General features: G+C 64.0%; 19 protein-coding genes. 8 read left to right on the plus strand and 11 right to left on the minus strand.

Going from position 1 to position 15,690, the window contains the following annotated elements; genetic code table 11:
- Nucleotides 1–4: 4 nt before the first annotated feature.
- Nucleotides 5–1,204: a succinyl-diaminopimelate desuccinylase gene (dapE, locus tag ACFX5Q_RS00225; protein WP_404274479.1), complete on the minus strand. Its 1,200-nt coding sequence runs from the start codon at nucleotides 1,202–1,204 to the stop codon at nucleotides 5–7.
- Between the two features lie 116 nt (nucleotides 1,205–1,320).
- Between dapE and ACFX5Q_RS00230 the strand changes: the two genes are divergently transcribed.
- Nucleotides 1,321–2,337: a 2-dehydropantoate 2-reductase gene (locus tag ACFX5Q_RS00230; RefSeq protein WP_404274481.1), complete on the plus strand. Its 1,017-nt coding sequence runs from the start codon at nucleotides 1,321–1,323 to the stop codon at nucleotides 2,335–2,337.
- Between the two features lie 4 nt (nucleotides 2,338–2,341).
- On the opposite strand, the gene ACFX5Q_RS00235 is transcribed toward ACFX5Q_RS00230, so the two are convergent.
- The 4 genes from ACFX5Q_RS00235 to dapD form a co-directional block, all read right to left on the minus strand.
- Complete coding sequence (locus tag ACFX5Q_RS00235; RefSeq protein WP_404274483.1) at nucleotides 2,342–3,076, minus strand: hypothetical protein; 735 nt, start codon at nucleotides 3,074–3,076, stop codon at nucleotides 2,342–2,344.
- Between the two features lie 13 nt (nucleotides 3,077–3,089).
- Nucleotides 3,090–3,464 (minus strand): DUF805 domain-containing protein, encoded by a 375-nt coding sequence (locus ACFX5Q_RS00240; RefSeq protein WP_167480895.1) that lies wholly within the window; start codon nucleotides 3,462–3,464, stop codon nucleotides 3,090–3,092.
- Nucleotides 3,457–3,810: a DUF805 domain-containing protein gene (locus ACFX5Q_RS00245; RefSeq protein WP_404274484.1), complete on the minus strand. Its 354-nt coding sequence runs from the start codon at nucleotides 3,808–3,810 to the stop codon at nucleotides 3,457–3,459. The genes ACFX5Q_RS00240 and ACFX5Q_RS00245 overlap by 8 nt, the downstream gene beginning before the upstream one ends.
- A 72-nt stretch (nucleotides 3,811–3,882) precedes the next feature.
- Nucleotides 3,883–4,737 carry a 2,3,4,5-tetrahydropyridine-2,6-dicarboxylate N-succinyltransferase gene (gene dapD, locus ACFX5Q_RS00250; protein WP_404274485.1) on the minus strand — a complete coding sequence of 285 codons (855 nt, stop codon included), beginning with the start codon at nucleotides 4,735–4,737 and terminating at the stop codon, nucleotides 3,883–3,885.
- 145 nt (nucleotides 4,738–4,882) lie between these two features.
- Between dapD and ACFX5Q_RS00255 the strand changes: the two genes are divergently transcribed.
- Nucleotides 4,883–5,722 carry an LOG family protein gene (locus ACFX5Q_RS00255; protein ID WP_404274486.1) on the plus strand — a complete coding sequence of 280 codons (840 nt, stop codon included), beginning with the start codon at nucleotides 4,883–4,885 and terminating at the stop codon, nucleotides 5,720–5,722.
- 8 nt (nucleotides 5,723–5,730) lie between these two features.
- Here ACFX5Q_RS00255 and ACFX5Q_RS00260 read toward each other — a convergent pair whose 3' ends face one another.
- Nucleotides 5,731–6,438, minus strand: a complete 708-nt coding sequence (locus ACFX5Q_RS00260) for a pyrimidine 5'-nucleotidase (RefSeq protein ID WP_006200628.1) — start codon at nucleotides 6,436–6,438, stop codon at nucleotides 5,731–5,733.
- Between the two features lie 150 nt (nucleotides 6,439–6,588).
- Here ACFX5Q_RS00260 and ACFX5Q_RS00265 point away from each other — a divergent pair, with 150 nt between their 5' ends.
- The 3 genes from ACFX5Q_RS00265 (at nucleotide 6,589) to ACFX5Q_RS00275 (ending at nucleotide 9,148) form a co-directional block, all read left to right on the plus strand.
- The gene (locus ACFX5Q_RS00265) at nucleotides 6,589–7,350 is read left to right on the plus strand and encodes a GGDEF domain-containing protein (protein WP_006200629.1); all 762 of its coding nucleotides are present in this window, start codon (nucleotides 6,589–6,591) and stop codon (nucleotides 7,348–7,350) included.
- A 188-nt stretch (nucleotides 7,351–7,538) separates the two neighbouring features.
- Nucleotides 7,539–7,712 carry a hypothetical protein gene (locus ACFX5Q_RS00270; RefSeq protein ID WP_404274487.1) on the plus strand — a complete coding sequence of 58 codons (174 nt, stop codon included), beginning with the start codon at nucleotides 7,539–7,541 and terminating at the stop codon, nucleotides 7,710–7,712.
- Entirely contained in the window at nucleotides 7,709–9,148 is a 1,440-nt protein-coding gene (locus ACFX5Q_RS00275) for a GMC oxidoreductase (protein WP_404274488.1), read from the plus strand. The genes ACFX5Q_RS00270 and ACFX5Q_RS00275 overlap by 4 nt, the downstream gene beginning before the upstream one ends.
- Before the next feature lie 138 nt (nucleotides 9,149–9,286).
- Here the strand turns inward: ACFX5Q_RS00275 and ACFX5Q_RS00280 are convergent, their stop codons facing one another.
- Complete coding sequence (locus tag ACFX5Q_RS00280) at nucleotides 9,287–9,454, minus strand: hypothetical protein (RefSeq protein WP_192178191.1); 168 nt, start codon at nucleotides 9,452–9,454, stop codon at nucleotides 9,287–9,289.
- Nucleotides 9,455–9,549: 95 nt separating this feature from the next.
- Here ACFX5Q_RS00280 and ACFX5Q_RS00285 point away from each other — a divergent pair, with 95 nt between their 5' ends.
- Nucleotides 9,550–10,032 (plus strand): MarR family winged helix-turn-helix transcriptional regulator, encoded by a 483-nt coding sequence (locus tag ACFX5Q_RS00285; RefSeq protein WP_404274489.1) that lies wholly within the window; start codon nucleotides 9,550–9,552, stop codon nucleotides 10,030–10,032.
- 4 nt (nucleotides 10,033–10,036) lie between these two features.
- Here ACFX5Q_RS00285 and phhA read toward each other — a convergent pair whose 3' ends face one another.
- Nucleotides 10,037–10,870 carry a phenylalanine 4-monooxygenase gene (gene phhA / locus ACFX5Q_RS00290; protein ID WP_404274490.1) on the minus strand — a complete coding sequence of 278 codons (834 nt, stop codon included), beginning with the start codon at nucleotides 10,868–10,870 and terminating at the stop codon, nucleotides 10,037–10,039.
- A gap of 137 nt (nucleotides 10,871–11,007) precedes the next feature.
- On the opposite strand from phhA, the gene ACFX5Q_RS00295 reads away from it, so the two are divergent.
- The gene (locus tag ACFX5Q_RS00295) at nucleotides 11,008–11,484 is read left to right on the plus strand and encodes an Lrp/AsnC family transcriptional regulator (protein ID WP_404274491.1); all 477 of its coding nucleotides are present in this window, start codon (nucleotides 11,008–11,010) and stop codon (nucleotides 11,482–11,484) included.
- Between the two features lie 113 nt (nucleotides 11,485–11,597).
- Nucleotides 11,598–13,166, plus strand: a complete 1,569-nt coding sequence (bchE, locus tag ACFX5Q_RS00300) for a magnesium-protoporphyrin IX monomethyl ester anaerobic oxidative cyclase (RefSeq protein WP_404274492.1) — start codon at nucleotides 11,598–11,600, stop codon at nucleotides 13,164–13,166.
- Between the two features lie 7 nt (nucleotides 13,167–13,173).
- Here bchE and argB read toward each other — a convergent pair whose 3' ends face one another.
- The 3 genes from argB to ACFX5Q_RS00315 form a co-directional block, all read right to left on the minus strand.
- A complete protein-coding gene (gene argB / locus ACFX5Q_RS00305) occupies nucleotides 13,174–14,067 on the minus strand; it encodes an acetylglutamate kinase (protein WP_192178196.1) in 894 nt (297 codons plus the stop codon).
- Between the two features lie 106 nt (nucleotides 14,068–14,173).
- Nucleotides 14,174–15,058 carry an amidase family protein gene (locus tag ACFX5Q_RS00310; protein WP_404275338.1) on the minus strand — a complete coding sequence of 295 codons (885 nt, stop codon included), beginning with the start codon at nucleotides 15,056–15,058 and terminating at the stop codon, nucleotides 14,174–14,176.
- Nucleotides 14,989–15,669 (minus strand): amidase family protein, encoded by a 681-nt coding sequence (locus tag ACFX5Q_RS00315; RefSeq protein WP_404274493.1) that lies wholly within the window; start codon nucleotides 15,667–15,669, stop codon nucleotides 14,989–14,991. The genes ACFX5Q_RS00310 and ACFX5Q_RS00315 overlap by 70 nt, the downstream gene beginning before the upstream one ends.
- Between the last annotated feature and the right edge of the window lie 21 nt (nucleotides 15,670–15,690).

Below are 15,690 nucleotides of genomic sequence, written 5' to 3' on the forward strand. Positions count from 1 at the left end.
ATGGTTAGGCTGCGCCTCGCTCGAACCAGTCTTCGATGAAGCGCTGGTAGATCCGCGTCAGCGTCTCGAGATCGGCAAGCGCGACGCGCTCATCGACCATGTGCATGGTCTTGCCGACCAGACCGAATTCGACCACCGGACAATAATCCTTGATGAAGCGGGCGTCTGAGGTGCCGCCCGAGGTCGACAGCGCCGGCTTCCTACCGATGGCCGTCTTGACCGATTGGCTGAGCGTTTCGATCAGCCGGTCGTCGCGGGTGAGAAACACATGGCTCGGCCGGTCGCGCCAGACAATATCGTAGTCGACCGGCGTTTTCTTGCCCGGCCGGTATTTTGTGCGCCCGGCCGCCTGGTCGAGCCGGTTGTGGATCTCGGCCTGGATGGTCTCGGCCGTCCATGTGTCGTTGAAGCGGATGTTGAAGGTCGCCGTCGCCCTCGCCGGGATGACGTTGGTGGCCGGGTTCCCGACATCGATGGAGGTCACTTCCAGATTGGTCGCCTGGAAATCCTTCGTTCCCTCGTCGAAGGCCGGATAGAGCAAGGCATCGACCAGACCCATCAGCCCGCGCACCGGGTTGTCGGCGAGCTGCGGATAGGCGGCGTGGCCCTGCCGGCCGTTGACGATGATGCTGCCGGACAGCGAGCCGCGCCGGCCGATCTTGATCATGTCGCCGAGCGCGTCCGGATTGGTTGGTTCGCCAACGATCGAGGCATCCCATTTCTCGCCCTTGCCGGCGGCCCATTCGAGCAGCTTTGTCGTGCCGTTGATCGCCGGGCCCTCTTCGTCGCCGGTGATCAGCAGCGAGACCGAGCCCTTCGGGCCGCCATTCTCCTCGACATGACGGGCCACCGCCGCGATGAAACAGGCGATGCCGCCCTTCATGTCGACGGCGCCTCGGCCATACATCTCGCCATTGGCGATTTCGGCGGCGAAGGGCGGGTGCGTCCAGGCGGCTTCGTCGCCGACCGGCACCACATCGATATGGCCGGCGAACATCAAATGTGGCCCGTTGCCGGAGCGCCGCGCATAGAGGTTTTCGATGTCCGGCGTGCCGTCCTCCGAAAACACCGGGCGCTCGACCGAGAAGCCCAGCGGCTTCAGCATGTCTTCCAGCGCGCCGAGCGCCCCGCCTTCGGCGGGCGTCACCGAGGCACAGCGGATCAGGGCGGCAAGGTTTGCGGCGGGGTCGGTCGGCAAATTCATGGGCAAAGCGATAGTCGAAAGCGGAAGGCCTGTCACGGCCAGACATCATGGCCGGCCATGGCGCCGACAATATGGTTTTCATGCCGTATAGTTGCGGGCCAACAATGGACTATCGCATGGCCAACAACGACAGCATGGTCGCAATCGCCGGCGCCGGCAGCATCGGCTGCTATGTCGGCGGCTGTCTGGCGCTGGCCGGCCGGCGGGTAATTCTGCTGGCACGGCCACGCATCGGCGATGTGGTGCGCAAGGATGGTTTGCGGGTCACCGATCTCGACGGCCGCGACCGCTGCGTGAGCCCGGAGGCGCTGTCGGCCACAGCCGATCCGGCGGCCGCCCTGCGCGATGCCGAGGTGATCCTGGTGACGGTCAAGAGCGGCGCGACGCAGGAGATGGCTGCGCTGATTGCCGCCAACGCCCGCCCGGATGCCATTGTGGTCAGCCTGCAGAACGGCGTCGACAATGCCGACAGGCTGCGGACAGGGTTGGCCGGCCGGCAAGTGCTTGCCGGCATGGTGCCCTTCAACGTCGTCCAGTCACCTGACGGCGAGCCACTGCGCGTGCACCGCGCCAGCGAGGGCAAGGTGATGATCGAGGACGGCGTGGCCGGCCTGGCCGAATTGTTTGCTGTCGAGGGGCTGGCAGTTGAAACCCATGGCGACATGACGGCGGTGCTGTGGGGCAAGCTGTTGATGAACCTGAACAACGCGCTGGTGGCGCTGTCCAACCTGCCTTTGGCCACCGAACTGGCAGACCGCCGCTGGCGGCTGATCCTGGCTGGCCAGATCGGCGAGGCGCTGGCGGCAATGAAGACTTGCGGCATCAAATCAGCACGGATTGCCGGCTTGCCCCCTGCGCTGATGCCAAAAGTGCTCCGCCTGCCGGACTGGCTGTTCAAGCGTCTGGCCCGACGCATGCTGGCCATCGACCCAGAGGCACGCTCGTCGATGTGGGACGATCTGCAGCGCGGCCGGCCGACGGAGATCGGCGAGCTGCAGGGCGCGGTGCTCAGCCTGGCGGAAAAGGCAGGCGTGCCGGCGCCTGTAACGGCGCGCGTCGCGGCTTTGGTGCGCGAGGCCGAGTGGCAAAGACAGGGCTCGCCCGGGCTGGCCCCGGAAGCGGTCAGGGCCTGATGGATCAGGATTGGTTCTTTTTCCCCCGTCGACCATCCTGAGGCCGGCCTTCGATCAGGGTGATCTTCTGCCAGATCTTGCGCGACAGGTTGGAGGCCAGGTTCTCGATGTCGTTGACGCCGTCGATGACGACGTTGTCATTGACGGACTGGGCGAACAGCGCGGCGATCTTGCCGGTGATCGACAGCATTTCCGAGCAATAGTCGAGATAGCGCGCCAGGTCGGCGGCGTTGGTGATGCGGACCGGCGAATGCGCGGTCGGCTTGAAACTGGCGGAAAGCGTCGCCGGATCCTTGGTCAGCTGGTGCATGTCGATGACATGGATCAGCGAGCGCAAGCCGTGCAGCTGGCGAAACACTTGCTTGCGCTTGATGCGCTCTTCCGAGCGGATCAGCGCCAGGAAGCCGACAATGGCGAGGATGACCATGTTGAGCGAAGCTTCGATGCCTTGCACCGACTGGACGGCGTCGCCGGGCTTGGAAATGCGGTCGAACGGCAGGACGGTGCCGACGAACAGGAACATCAGCGCCCCGGCGACGACGGCGGCGACGATGAGGCCACGCAGCCACCAGATCGGCGCTTCCAGCGCCTTGGCGCCCTTTGTCAGGTCGCGCGACAAGGAGACCAGCTCGGCGGCGACGCCGCGCAGGCCGGCATCGGGAAAACGCTCCGCGACGCGGTCCTGCAGTTTTTCGGCCGTCTCGATGATCAGTTTCGGATCAAGCGTGCGGTAGCGCATCGACCGGTCCCCGTCAGTCGGCCGGCGCGTTGGTGCGCCTACCGTAGCGGTTGGGTCCAGGCTGCCCGGGAAACAGGCAGAGCACCAGGAAGGCGATGATCGAGACGACCGGCACGAACAGCACCAGCGCCGCGATGCCTGGCTTGTCGAGATCGTGCAGCCGCTTCACCGCCAGCACGATGTTCGACCACAGCGAGGCGATGAAGGCGACGAAGAAGATGAACGACCACATGTTGCTCTCGGGCGAACCCTCCGCCACCAGCGTGAAGCGGTAGAGCGGGAAGGCCTGCACGATGGCCACCAGCAGCCCACCGAGAAAATAGGCCGCGCGGCTGACGCGGCCTGAAGTTTTGAAGAACAGCCAGATGAGGTCGGATTTTTCAGGCAAGCGGGTCCGGTCCATACTGATTGGCGCCCCTGGTGCCTTCGAGAATACCGAGCTCGACCAGCATCCAGATGCCGCCGATGATCGGCACGAGCCCGATCAGCGACCACCAGCCCGACTTGTCCCGGTCGTGCCAGCGTTTGGCGTAGACGGCGAAAACGCTATAGAGCATGGCGAGCGCGTAGATCACATACACAAAACCATAAGGCACGCCGTTGAATGTCGTGCCGATGATGTTGTCTATGATCGCCGCAACAAGCCCGCCGACGAATATCACGCCGACGCAGGCCCAGAGCTTGCCGCGATTGATGCGGCCTTCATAGCTGGTCAGAAGGAATTTCCAGTCCATGCTACCCCTCCATCTCGAACCAGCGCGACGGATTGTCGCGCCGGCGGAAGGTGCGTCCGTTTCCGGAAAAGATCAATCGCGCAGCAATTCGTTGATCGAGGTCTTGGAGCGGGTCTTGGCGTCGACCCGCTTGACGATGACGGCGCAGTAGAGGCTGGGGCCGGGCTCGTTGTTCGGGAAGGCCTTGCCCGGCATCGAGCCGGCGACGACGACGGAATTTGGCGGCACTTCGCCATAGAAGACCTCGCCGGTGGCGCGGTCGACGATCTTGGTCGACTGGCCGATGAACACACCCATGCCGAGCACCGAGCCTTCACGTACGATGCAGCCCTCGACCACTTCCGAGCGCGCGCCGATGAAGCAATTGTCCTCGATGATGGTCGGGCCGGCCTGCATCGGCTCCAGCACGCCGCCGATGCCGACGCCGCCCGAAAGATGCACGTTCTTGCCGATCTGGGCGCAGGAGCCGACCCCGACCCAGGTGTCGATCATGGTGCCTGTATCGACATAGGCGCCGACATTGACGAAGGACGGCATCAGCACCGCGCCCGGCGCGATATAGGCCGAGCGACGCACGATCGAGGAGGGTACGGCACGGAAGCCGGCCTTTTCGAAATCGACGGCACCCCAGCCGTCGAATTTCGACGGCACCTTGTCCCACCACACCGCCTCGCCCGGACCACCCTTGATGATCTCCATCGGGTTGAGCCGGAAGGAAAGCAGCACCGCTTTCTTCAGCCACTGGTTGACGTGCCACTTGCCATCGTCCTGCCGTTCGGCGACACGCACGGTGCCGCGGTCGAGCAGATCGAGCGCCGACTGGATGGCGTCGCGCGTCTCGCCCCGGGTCGCGGTCGAAATCGTGTCGCGCTCCTCGAAGGCCTTCTCGATGGTCTTTTCGAGGCTCGCCAGATCAGTCTTCGACATGATTTCGCTCCGTTACCAAGCTGTTAAGGGGCAGCGCCTTAACCTATTTTGAAAGTCGCGCGGACCCTATGTTAAGGCTTATTGGGGGTCAATCGCGAGTGCGCCATGGGACGGCGCAAGTGAATTATTGGGACGGGTAGAGCAAATGACGCCAATGGAAAAGGCGGGGTGGACGCCGCTGCCGCATTCGGACGAGGATCTGGAGCGCGCAAAGAGCGTGCCGGACACGCCGCAGACGCGCGCCGACACCTACCGTCTGGCCTGGAACGACCCCGAGTTCATGACACGGCGCGAATTGCGCGCGGTGCGGCTGCAGCTCGAGCTTCTGAAGCCGGAGATGATCCTCGCTGAACGCGGCATCCGTTCGACCGTGATCCTGTTCGGCGGCGCGCGCATTCCCGAGCCCGGCGGCGAAGCTTGGGCGGCGAAGAACGACACGCAGAAGAAGAACCTCGAGCTGAACAGCCGCTATTACGAGGAGGCGCGCAAGTTCGCCCGCCTCTGCTCGCAGCAGTCGGCCACCTCCTACTACCGAGAATTCGTCGTCGTCACCGGCGGCGGGCCTGGCGTCATGGAAGCCGGCAACCGCGGCGCCGACGATGTCGGCGCTCCGTCGATCGGCCTCAACATCGTGCTGCCGCACGAGCAGGCGCCGAACGCCTATGTGACGCCCGAGCTCTGCTTCAACTTCCACTATTTCGCCATCCGCAAGATGCATTTCGTCATGCGCGCCAAGGCGGTCGCGGTATTCCCCGGCGGCTTCGGCACGATGGACGAATTCTTCGAGACGCTGACGCTGATCCAGACCGGGCGCATGGAGCGCGTGCCGGTGATCCTGTTCGGCAAGTCCTTCTGGCAAAAGGCGATCGATCTCGATTTCCTGGCCGAACAGGGCACGATCACGCCCGGCGACCAAGACATCATCGATTTCGTCGACACCGCCGACGAGGCCTGGGGCATTATCAGCCGCTTTTACAATCTCTGACCCGCGTCTCAGGCCGGCACTTCGACGATCGCCGTGAGAAAACTGGCTAGATCGTCGGTGACGAAATCGACGTCGTCCTCGTTGGCCGGGTCGCGTTCCCAGATCTCCGAGAAGGTCGGCTCGAAATTGCGCGGCACCACCAGCACCGTGGTCATGCCGAGCGATTTCGGCACGGCCAGATTGCGGGCAAGGTCCTCGAACATCACCGCATTGTGGCCGGTGACGGCGTGCAGCTCGGCAAACCGCTCATAGGTCTGGCGTGCCGGCTTGGGGTTCAGCCCGGCCGCGACGATGTCGAAGATGGCGTCGAAATGCTCGAGTATACCGAGCTGGCGCGCGGTGCGTTCGGCATGCCTGCGATCGCCGTTGGTGAAGATGAACTTGCGCCCGGGCAACTGGCGGATGGCGGCTCCGAGGACCGGATCGGGCACCAGCCACGAATAGTCGATGTCATGGACCTTTTCGAGAAAATCGTCGGGGTCGATGCCGTGGCGCGTCATCAGGCCGTTCAGCGTCGTGCCATACTCTAGGTAGAGTTCCTTCTGCAGCTTGCGCGCCTCGTCGCGCGGCAGCGTCAGCAGCTCTCCGACATAGGCGGTCATCTTCACGTCGATCTGCGCGAACAGGTTCGAATGGTGCGGATAGAGCGTGTTGTCGAGATCGAACACCCAGTCGGTGACATGGGCGAAGCGTGCGGGGTCAGGCAGCGTGGTCATGCCTCCTTATGGCACGCTGGTCAGGTGCTTATCCACAACTTATGCGCGTCGAAAGATGTGAAAGTGGGGCCTCGTTTCAAATTTTAAGCATCGCCGAAAGGTGGTCTTCAGGGCTTGCTGGGCACACAAGCGGTTCTGTGGGAGCCAGCGATGAATCGCCTAATTCTGAAATCCGCCGCCGTCGCTTTCGGCTCGGTAGCAGTCTCGCTTTTGTTGACGCTGATCATCGTCCCCGCACTGGGCTTCCCGATCAGCCGCACGATCTGGCTGACCTCCACAGTCTGCCCACTGGCCCTTGCCTGGATCGCCAGTGCAACCACCTTTTGGCAGAGCGAGAGGTTGAAAAGCGCGCATCGCGAACTCGCCCGGGCACACGCCCAGCTTGCCGCCGCGCACCGGCGCCTGTCGGAAAAGGCCAGCCGCGACGACATGACCGGCATGCTCAACCGCGAGAGCTTCTTTGCTGCGCTCGACGGCTCGCGGCGCAAATCCGATCGCGGCGCGCTGCTGATCATCGATGCCGACCACTTCAAGAAGATCAATGACAGCTTCGGTCATCTGACCGGCGACGACGCGCTGCTCTTGATCGCCGCCGCCATCGAACGCGGTGTGCGCAGCGGCGACGTGCTCGGCCGCATCGGCGGCGAGGAATTCGCCGCCTTCCTGACCGGCGCCACCGAACAGGAGGCCAAACGCGTCGCCGAGCGCATCCGCCGGGAGGTCGAACTGATCCGCTTCCGTCCCGTCGACGAGCGGACGGTTCCGCTGACAGTCAGCATCGGCGGCACCACCTGCGGCGAAGGCATCGGCGTGTCCGACCTGATGCGCGCCGCCGACCGCCGGCTCTACGAGGCCAAGCATCGTGGCCGCAATCTCGCGATCCTCGACCGCGATGTCCCGGAAGCCGCCTGAGGCCCACAGCGCATCACTGCCTCTACCGGCGATCGGAAAATCCTAACCTTGTTTGCACTCAACCAGCCCGGTTACCCGGTTGTAGCAGGTCTTCCGGCGAGGTTGGCACGAAACTGGCTTTTCCTGACGGGCGTGTGCCGTTCAGGGAATGCCATGCGTGGATCGAAGCCCCCATCGAAAGACGTGCCATGACCTTCTTCACCGGGAATTTCTTCACCAGAAAAATGCCGCGCCGCATGATCGTGCAGATGCTCATCGCACTGCCGGCATTGTCGCTGTTCCGCAACCAGGCTGCCGTAGTCGACCCCGACGAGATCGTCGAGGTCAATGGCTGGATCCTCAAGCGGAGCGACCTCGCATGATTTTCGACAGTTACGAGGCCTTTCGCGCGGCCAACTTTCCGGCCAAGGTCTGCATCCTCGGTTCCGGTCCCGCCGGCACGACGATCGCCAGAAAGCTTGACGCCGCGGGCATTCCGGTTGTCGTGCTGGAGGCGGGCTCACGCGAATTCAGCGACGAGTCGCAGGATTTCTATCGCGGCACCACGGTAGGCGATCCCTATTTCGACCTCGACATCACGCGGCTGCGCTTCATGGGCGGCTCCTCGAACCATTGGGCCGGCTGGTGCCGCGTGCTCGACAGCCAAGATTTCGAGCCCAAGGCCTGGGCACCGGACACCGGCTGGCCGATCAGCCGTGCCGATATCGAGCCCTATCTGCCTGAGGTGCACGACATCCTCGAGCTCCCCGACTTCCGGCCGGATGTGCCGATTTCGGACGACATCCGCTGGACACAGCTGATCAAGAGCCCGGCTGTACGCTTTGGCGAAAAATTCGCCGACGAGCTGGACGCGAGCAAGAACATCGCCGTGGTGCTCAACACCTATGCCACCGAGCTCGCCGGCGACGGCAAGCGGGTGACCGGGGCCAGGCTGTGGTCGAGCGGCCAGGACGCCGGCGCCTTCAGTGCCGATTATTTCATCACCTGCACCGGCGGGCTGGAGAATTCGCGGCTGCTTCTGTGGTCGAACCAGCGCTCGAATGGCGGCGTCGTGCCGAACGCCACCGCGCTCGGCCGTTACTGGATGGAGCACCCGACCTTCGAGGGCGGCAATGCCATCCTCGCCGACTATGGCGAGTTCGAGGTCGATGCCGACAACGAGGCCTTCTTCTCGCCGACGCTGGCCGCGATGGAACGGCTGCAGATCATGAATTTCGGTATCAGGCTGATCGAAACGCCCTATCCCCATGTCAAGCGCCTGATCGCCGACCTTGCCTGCACGGCGCCTGACATGGCCGAATGGATGTCCTCCAGGCTCAACCAGAACCTGCGCTGCGCCGCCCAGCTCTATGTCGCCTGGGAACAGGCACCTCTGGCCTCGAACCAGATCGAACTGTCGAAGACCGATGTCGACCATGCCGGCGTGCCGCGCATCGAACTGCATTGGAAAAAGTCGGAACTGGAACGCCGCACCTTGCTGGAGGGGTTGAGACTGTTCGGCACGACGCTGGCTCAGAAGAATCTCGGCCGCGTTCGCATCGCCGACTGGATCGGCAATGGCGGGGACTATCCGACCAACGAGGAAACCGCCGGCCATCATCATATGGGCGGCACGCGCATGGGAACGGATGTGACTAGAAGCGTCGTCGACGCCAACTGCAAGGTCCATGGCATGGACAATCTCTATGTCGGCGGCTCCTCGGTGTTCTGCACGTCAGGCGAGTGCAACCCGACGACGACCATCACCGCACTGGCCTGCCGGTTGGGTGACCACCTTGGTAAGGTGATCGCCGTCTAGCGCAATTCCAGGAAAAGTGCGCGGCGGTTTTCCGTCCGGAATTGCGTACTTAGAGCGGGCCTAAAAACAGGCGGCGCCGGCACCCGGGAAGGCGGCCGGCGCTGCCTTGGGCGCGCCTTTGGGAAGACCGTACTGGGTTTAGAAGCCGTACACAGCAATGCGCACCAGCACGGCCGCGGCGGCCAGCGCCACCAGCAGGATGCCGAGGCCGATGGGCGACCCCCAGCCATACCATTCCATGGCCAGCTTGGCGTATTTGAACTCCTCCTCATGCGAGAGAGGGGCGCGGTGTTGGATCAAGCTCATCTTTTCACTCCTTGTTGGCGGCGGGTCCTTGCCTTGCGCAAGTCACAGCCGCATATTGATGCAATCGTCTTAATGTTAGACAGATTGATAGTTAGATGATCGAAATAAATTCGTCAACCAAAAATCCCGCCGAAATGGCCGAGGCGATCAGCCTCGCCATCATGCGCTGGCAGGATACGACGCAGGCCTATGACGAGGCGGTGGGCGCAAAGCTTGGGCTGAACGCGGCCGAGCGGCATTGCCTCGGGCTGCTCTGTGGCGGCCCGCAATCGGCAGGCGCGGTCGCGGTCGCGACGGGCTTGACGCCGGCCGCCGTCACCGCGCTGATCGACCGGCTGGAGGCACGCGGGTTCCTCACTCGCACGCGCAGCCTGGAAGACAGGCGCAAGGTGGTCATCGAGGCGACGGAGCGCACGCGGGACCTGTCGGCGCGCTATTACGGCGCCATTGCTCAGGAGGGGCAAAAGATGATGGCCAGCTTCAGCGATGCCGAACTGGCCACCATATTGCGTTTCACCACCGCGGCACTCGACCTGCAGCGCGAGCAGCTTGCCCGTCTGAAGACCGAGGCCGGCTGAGTGGTCAGACGGCTGCCGGGTCGAGCGCCGGCTTGCCCTTGCTGCGTCCGACGATGCCGGCCATGTCGGCGGTCTGGAAGGCATCGCGCAGGACATCGAAGGACGGCAGCACGAAATAGGCGCGCTGGAACTTGTCGATCTCGTAGCCGGTGCGCATCACCGTTTCGAGGTCGAAGGGCACATGATGCGCGTCGTTTCCCTCAACGGCGAACTGCAGCTCGGTGAAGGATGACATCAGCCCGGCGCCAAAGGCCTTCAACGGCTGGCCGGCCTCCTGCATCAGCCCGTATTCGGCGGTGTACCAGTAGAGGCGGGTGATCATCTCGTCACCGCCGAGCGCGATCACGTCCTCGGCCTTCTGGCCATACATCTGCATGAAATCCGCGAAGACCGGCTGAGTCAGGATCGGCACATGGCCGAAGAAGTCGTGGAACATGTCCGGCTCGACAATGTAGTCGAGCTCATCTCGCGTCCTGAGCCAGTTGGTCACCGGGAAGCGGCGGTTGGCGAGATGGTCGAAGAACGGCGCGGCGGGGATCAGCCCCGGCACGGCGACGATTTCCCAGCCGGTGAGCTTGCGCAGCTTTTCGCTGACCGCATCGAAGTCCGGGATCCTGTCAAGCAGGCCAAGAGCTGCAACACCGTCGAGATAGGAGTGATGGGCCAGCTTCCGCGTCAGCTTCGTCTGGCGGTCGCACAGCGTGCGCCACACCGCCTGCTCGTCGGCGCTGTAGTCATAGCCCTGCGCCACGGTGAAATCGGCGCGGCAGACCGAATAATCGCCGCGCAGCCCCTGCGCCGCACATTCCCTTGCATAGTCGGCAACGCTCATTGTCATGGCTCTTCTCCTCATGAATTCATGGCCAATCGTGGAGCAATTCTAGCCCGAGACGGCGAGGCATATCCGCTTTGATGATGGCCTAAACGCAGCATTTGAGGTAAAAGGCGCTATCGGAAAGCTGTTGGAGAGTGAAAATGCCTCAGTTTGACGAATTCGAAATCAGGATGCTCGACATCCTGCAGCGCGACGGACGCAAGCCGGTGTCGGAGCTCGCCCAGGAAATCGGCCTGTCGACAACGCCTTGCGCGCGCCGCTTCGAGGCCCTGCAGGACACCGGCGTCATCAAGGGCTTTGCCGCCGTCATCAGCCGTCGCGCCGTCGGCCTGACGGTTGAGGTGTTCATCCAGGTGCGCCTGGTCAGCCATAGCGACGGCTCGCCGGAAAGCTTCATCGCCGCCGTTCAGCGCATGGACGAGGTGTCCGCCTGCTGGACGATGACCGGCGACCACGACTTCCTCCTGCATGTCATGGTGCCGTCGGTCGACGAGCTCAACCACTTCGTCATGCACCGGCTGATGCGGCTTGATGGCGTGCGCGACGTTCACACCCAGCTCGTGCTGCAGAACATCAAGGGCCCGGGCCATGTGCCGCTCGCGCATTTGCGCCGATAAGGTTCGTACTGGCATTTCTGCGGGAAAGCTGCACGCAAACTGCGCAAGAGAGCCAACTCGCCATCCAGATCGCCGGGTAGGACACGCGGACCACCATTGCAAAGGGGTCCGCCATGAACATCGTCCTAATCAATCCGCCGCACACCGCCATCGGCAGCCGCGTGCCGGACGACCATCTGCCGCGGCTCGGGCTCCTGGCGCTGGGCGGTCCACTGCTCGACGCCGGCCATCTTGTGCGCCTCGTCGATGCGGAATTTGGTCCGATGCCGCTTGCTGTACTCATCCTCGACGCCTTGGGCGGCCAGCCAGACTGCGTCCTCATCGGCCATTCCGGCTCGACCTCGGCGCATCCGACGGCCTTGCGCATCGCGCAGATGATCAAGGCTCAAGCCCCGGCGACGATCGTCATCTATGGCGGCGTGTTCCCGACTTATCACTGGCGTGACATTCTCGCTGAAACGGATGCCTTCGACTTCATCGTGCGCGGCGAGGGCGAGGCCACCATCGCAGCACTCATCGAGGCGCTGCAACGGCGCGAGCCGCTGTCTGAGGTGCATGGCATCGCCTTTCGCGACGATTTGCGCCGCCCCTTCGCCACCCAGCCGGCGAAGACGATCGCCAATCTCGACGATTATCGTGTCGGCTGGGAGCTGATCGACCACCGCCGCTACAGCTATTGGGGCGGCAAGCGCGCCGTGGTCATGCAGTTCTCGCGTGGCTGTCCGCATCTGTGCAACTATTGCGGCCAGCGCGGTTTCTGGACCCGCTGGCGGCACCGCGATCCAAAGAAGTTCGCGCAGGAGATCGCCTGGCTGCATCGCGAGCACGGCGTCGAACTGATCAACGTCGCCGACGAGAACCCGACGGTTTCGAAGAAGGCATGGCGCGCCTTCCTCGACGCGCTGATCGCCGAGAACGTGCCGGTGCTGATCGTTGGCTCGACCCGCGCCGACGACATCGTGCGCGACGCCGACATCCTGCATCTCTATCGCAAGGCAGGCGTCATCCGCTGGCTGCTCGGCATGGAAAACACCGACGAACAGACGCTGCAATTGATTCGCAAGGGCGGCAGCACCTCCTCCGACCGCGAGGCGATCCGGCTGCTCAGGCAGCATGGCATCCTGTCGATGGCGACCTGGGTGGCCGGCTTCGAGGACGAAGGCTTACGCGACCTCTGGCGCGGCTTCCGCCAATTGATCGCCTATGACCCGGACCAGATCCAGGCGCTCTATGTCACCCCGCACCGCTGGACGCCGTTCTTCCGTATCGCCAGGGACCGCAAGGTGATCCAACTGGACGCCCACCTTTGGGACTACAAGCACCAGGTTCTGCAGATGACCCGACTCAAACCCTGGATGCTGTTCTTCAGCGTCAAGCTGATCGAACTGGCGGTACAGTCGCGACCGAAGGCGCTGGCGCGCATCCTGTTCCATAAGGATCCCGAGCAGCGCCATTCGATGCGCTGGTACACGCAGATGGGCCGCCGCGTCTGGTTCCGCGAGGTCTGGGGTTTTCTCGTCCGCGACCGCCGCCTGAAGGACGGCCCGACGCTGGCCGAATTCTGGGGCGCACCGCAGGATGCCGAGGAGGAATCGATGATTGTCCAACGCCCGGCGCGGAAGCCGGCCATTCCCGGCATGGGCAATCTCGAAGCTCCGGCTGCGAAAAGATTAGCCGGCTGACAAGCCGTTACGGCACGATCAGCGTGCCGGCGCCGTGCTCGGTGAACAGTTCCAGCAGCACCGAATGCGGCGTCTTGCCGTTGAGGATGACGACGCCTTCGACGCCGCGCTCTATCGCCTCGATGCAGGTCTCGACCTTGGGGATCATGCCGCCCGACACCGTACCGTCCTTGATCAGCGCCTTGGCCTCGGCCACCGTCAGCTCGTCGATCAGTTTCTTGTTCTTGTCGAGCACGCCGGGCACGTCAGTCAGGAACAACAGGCGCGAGGCCTGGCAGGCGCCGGCGATGGCGCCGGCGAAAGTGTCGGCATTGATGTTGTAGGTATGGCCGTCGCGGCCAGGCGCCACCGGCGCCAGCACCGGAATCATTTCGGAGCGCGCCAGGAGATCGAGCAACGTGCGGTCGACCTCCACCGGTTCGCCGACGAAGCCGAGGTCCAGCACACGCTCGATGTTGGAATCCGGGTCGATCATGGTCTTGCGCGCCTTTTCGGCGAACACCATGTTGCCGTCCTTGCCGCACAGGCCGATTGCCCACTCGCCCTCGGCATTGATCAGTGCCACGATCTCCTTGTTGATCGAACCGGCCAGCACCATCTCGACGATCTCGACCGTTTTCTGGTCGGTGACACGCAGGCCGCCCTCGAACTTCGATTCGATGCCCATCTTGTTGAGCATGGCGCCGATCTGCGGCCCGCCGCCATGGACGACGATCGGGTTGACGCCGGATTGCTTCAACAGCGCGATGTCACGGGCAAAGGCCTTGCCGAGCTCGATGTCGCCCATGGCATGGCCGCCATACTTCACCACCACCGTCTTGTTCTCGTAGCGCTGCATGTAGGGCAGAGCCCTGGAGAGCAGCGCGGCCTGCATTTCGGCGGTGGCGGCGATGTCCGTCATCGGTATGGATCCCAGCTTGGCATGAACGGCGGCGTCTTAGCGGGAATTGGCGCAGGCCGCAAACGGCTTTGCTGTCACAAATTGATGAAATCGCGTGCTGCGGGACCTAGGCCGGCGCCTTGAGCGGTGCCCGCCGCTTCTGCCAGCCGGAAATCTTCTCCATCTGCGCGGCGAAGGACAACAGCGTCTCCTCGTCGCCTGGGCGTCCGGCGGCCTGGATGCCGAGCGGCAGCCCGGCCGCGGTGACATGGACGGGCAGCGCAATCGATGGCTGGCCGCTGACATTCTGGATCGCCGGCCAGTGGGTGAACCACAGGCTCTTGTCCATCAATTGCCCGAACAGCGACTCAATCTTCAAAAGCCGGGTGAGGTGCATCTTGTCCAGCATGTTCTCGATGAATTCGTCGGCGCCCTTCGGGTCCATGGCGCCGCAGGCGAGCGGCGGGTGCGCGATGATCGGCATCAGCACGGCGTCATACTGCGCGGTCTCACTGATAAGCTGGCGCGACGTAGCATGCAGCCGCTGCAGGATCTCATAGATCTCGCCGGCCGGAATGATCTCGCCGAAGCGGCTGAGCACGCGCGTGGTGCGCTCGATGTCACCGGCAACAGAGCGGCCGACGCGCAAGGCCTCGGCACGCATGGTACCGGCCACGGCGGAAGCCACCGTCTTGCAGAAATCGGCCATGAAGTCGCGATCGATATAGTGCAGGTCGATCTCCTCGACCGTATGGCCGCCCTCGCGCGCCAGCGCCACCGCCGTGTCCAGCGCCGTCAACGTCTCGACCGAAATCGGCAGGCCGAGCGGCGATTTCCGGTAGACGGCGAGCTTGAGCTTGCCGGGATCGCGCGCCGCCGCGGCGGCAAAACTGCCTTTCGGCGACGGTGCGGCATAGGGTGACAGCGGATCGGCGCCGTGGGTCAGGTCGAGCAGCAGCGCCGTATCGCGGACCGAGCGGCGACCGCGTGGTCGACGACCATGCCGTACCAGCTCTCGCTGACCAGCGGCGTCAGCGGCACGCGGCCGCGCGAGGTTTTCAGCCCGACCAGCCCGCTGCAGGCCGACGGCACGCGGATAGAGCCGCCGCCGTCCGAGGCGTGCGCCGCCGGCACCACGCCGGCCGCCACCAGCGCGGCGGCGCCCCCGGAAGAGCCGCCCGTCGTATGGCCCGTATCCCACGGATTGCGGGTGATGCCGAACGCGGCCGACTCGGTCATCAGCCTCAGCCCGTGCTCGGGCGAGGTGCTGGTGGCGATCGGAATGAGACCGGCGGCAAGATAGCGCTCGGTCATCACCGAATTGAAGTCGGCGGTGAAAGCCGGAATGCGGCTGCCGCCATGGGTCGGCACGCCTTTGATGGCGATGCCGAGATCCTTGATCGCGAAGGGCACGCCGGCTAGCGGCAGCTTGCGGTCGACGGTTTTGGCGCGCGATCGCGCCGCGTCGTAGAGCGGCTCGGCGATGGCGTTGATATCGGGGCGGGTCGCCTCGGCCCGCGCGATCGCCGCATCGACAAGCTCCTGCGGCGAGACCTCTCCTTGCTGCACCAGCCCGGCCAGGCCGGTTGCATCCTGCTCCCACAACACCCGTTCAACCGACATCGCCGCCCTCTCCCGCCTGGC

Source organism: Mesorhizobium sp. IMUNJ 23033 (genome assembly GCF_044778005.1).
GTDB classification, from domain to species: Bacteria; Pseudomonadota; Alphaproteobacteria; order Rhizobiales; family Rhizobiaceae; genus Mesorhizobium; species Mesorhizobium amorphae_A.

What these genes read in the sequence shown, in the direction of transcription:
- dapE (WP_404274479.1), bottom strand. Translation starts at nt 1,204, where the DNA reads ATGAATTTGCCGACCGACCCCGCCGCAAACCTTGCCGCCCTGATCCGC.
- ACFX5Q_RS00230 (WP_404274481.1), top strand. Translation starts at nt 1,321, where the DNA reads ATGGCCAACAACGACAGCATGGTCGCAATCGCCGGCGCCGGCAGCATC.
- ACFX5Q_RS00235 (WP_404274483.1), bottom strand. Translation starts at nt 3,076, where the DNA reads ATGCGCTACCGCACGCTTGATCCGAAACTGATCATCGAGACGGCCGAA.
- ACFX5Q_RS00245 (WP_404274484.1), bottom strand. Translation starts at nt 3,810, where the DNA reads ATGGACTGGAAATTCCTTCTGACCAGCTATGAAGGCCGCATCAATCGC.
- dapD (WP_404274485.1), bottom strand. Translation starts at nt 4,737, where the DNA reads ATGTCGAAGACTGATCTGGCGAGCCTCGAAAAGACCATCGAGAAGGCC.
- ACFX5Q_RS00255 (WP_404274486.1), top strand. Translation starts at nt 4,883, where the DNA reads ATGACGCCAATGGAAAAGGCGGGGTGGACGCCGCTGCCGCATTCGGAC.
- ACFX5Q_RS00260 (WP_006200628.1), bottom strand. Translation starts at nt 6,438, where the DNA reads ATGACCACGCTGCCTGACCCCGCACGCTTCGCCCATGTCACCGACTGG.
- ACFX5Q_RS00265 (WP_006200629.1), top strand. Translation starts at nt 6,589, where the DNA reads ATGAATCGCCTAATTCTGAAATCCGCCGCCGTCGCTTTCGGCTCGGTA.
- ACFX5Q_RS00270 (WP_404274487.1), top strand. Translation starts at nt 7,539, where the DNA reads ATGACCTTCTTCACCGGGAATTTCTTCACCAGAAAAATGCCGCGCCGC.
- ACFX5Q_RS00275 (WP_404274488.1), top strand. Translation starts at nt 7,709, where the DNA reads ATGATTTTCGACAGTTACGAGGCCTTTCGCGCGGCCAACTTTCCGGCC.
- ACFX5Q_RS00280 (WP_192178191.1), bottom strand. Translation starts at nt 9,454, where the DNA reads ATGAGCTTGATCCAACACCGCGCCCCTCTCTCGCATGAGGAGGAGTTC.
- ACFX5Q_RS00285 (WP_404274489.1), top strand. Translation starts at nt 9,550, where the DNA reads ATGATCGAAATAAATTCGTCAACCAAAAATCCCGCCGAAATGGCCGAG.
- phhA (WP_404274490.1), bottom strand. Translation starts at nt 10,870, where the DNA reads ATGACAATGAGCGTTGCCGACTATGCAAGGGAATGTGCGGCGCAGGGG.
- ACFX5Q_RS00295 (WP_404274491.1), top strand. Translation starts at nt 11,008, where the DNA reads ATGCCTCAGTTTGACGAATTCGAAATCAGGATGCTCGACATCCTGCAG.
- bchE (WP_404274492.1), top strand. Translation starts at nt 11,598, where the DNA reads ATGAACATCGTCCTAATCAATCCGCCGCACACCGCCATCGGCAGCCGC.
- argB (WP_192178196.1), bottom strand. Translation starts at nt 14,067, where the DNA reads ATGACGGACATCGCCGCCACCGCCGAAATGCAGGCCGCGCTGCTCTCC.
- ACFX5Q_RS00315 (WP_404274493.1), bottom strand. Translation starts at nt 15,669, where the DNA reads ATGTCGGTTGAACGGGTGTTGTGGGAGCAGGATGCAACCGGCCTGGCC.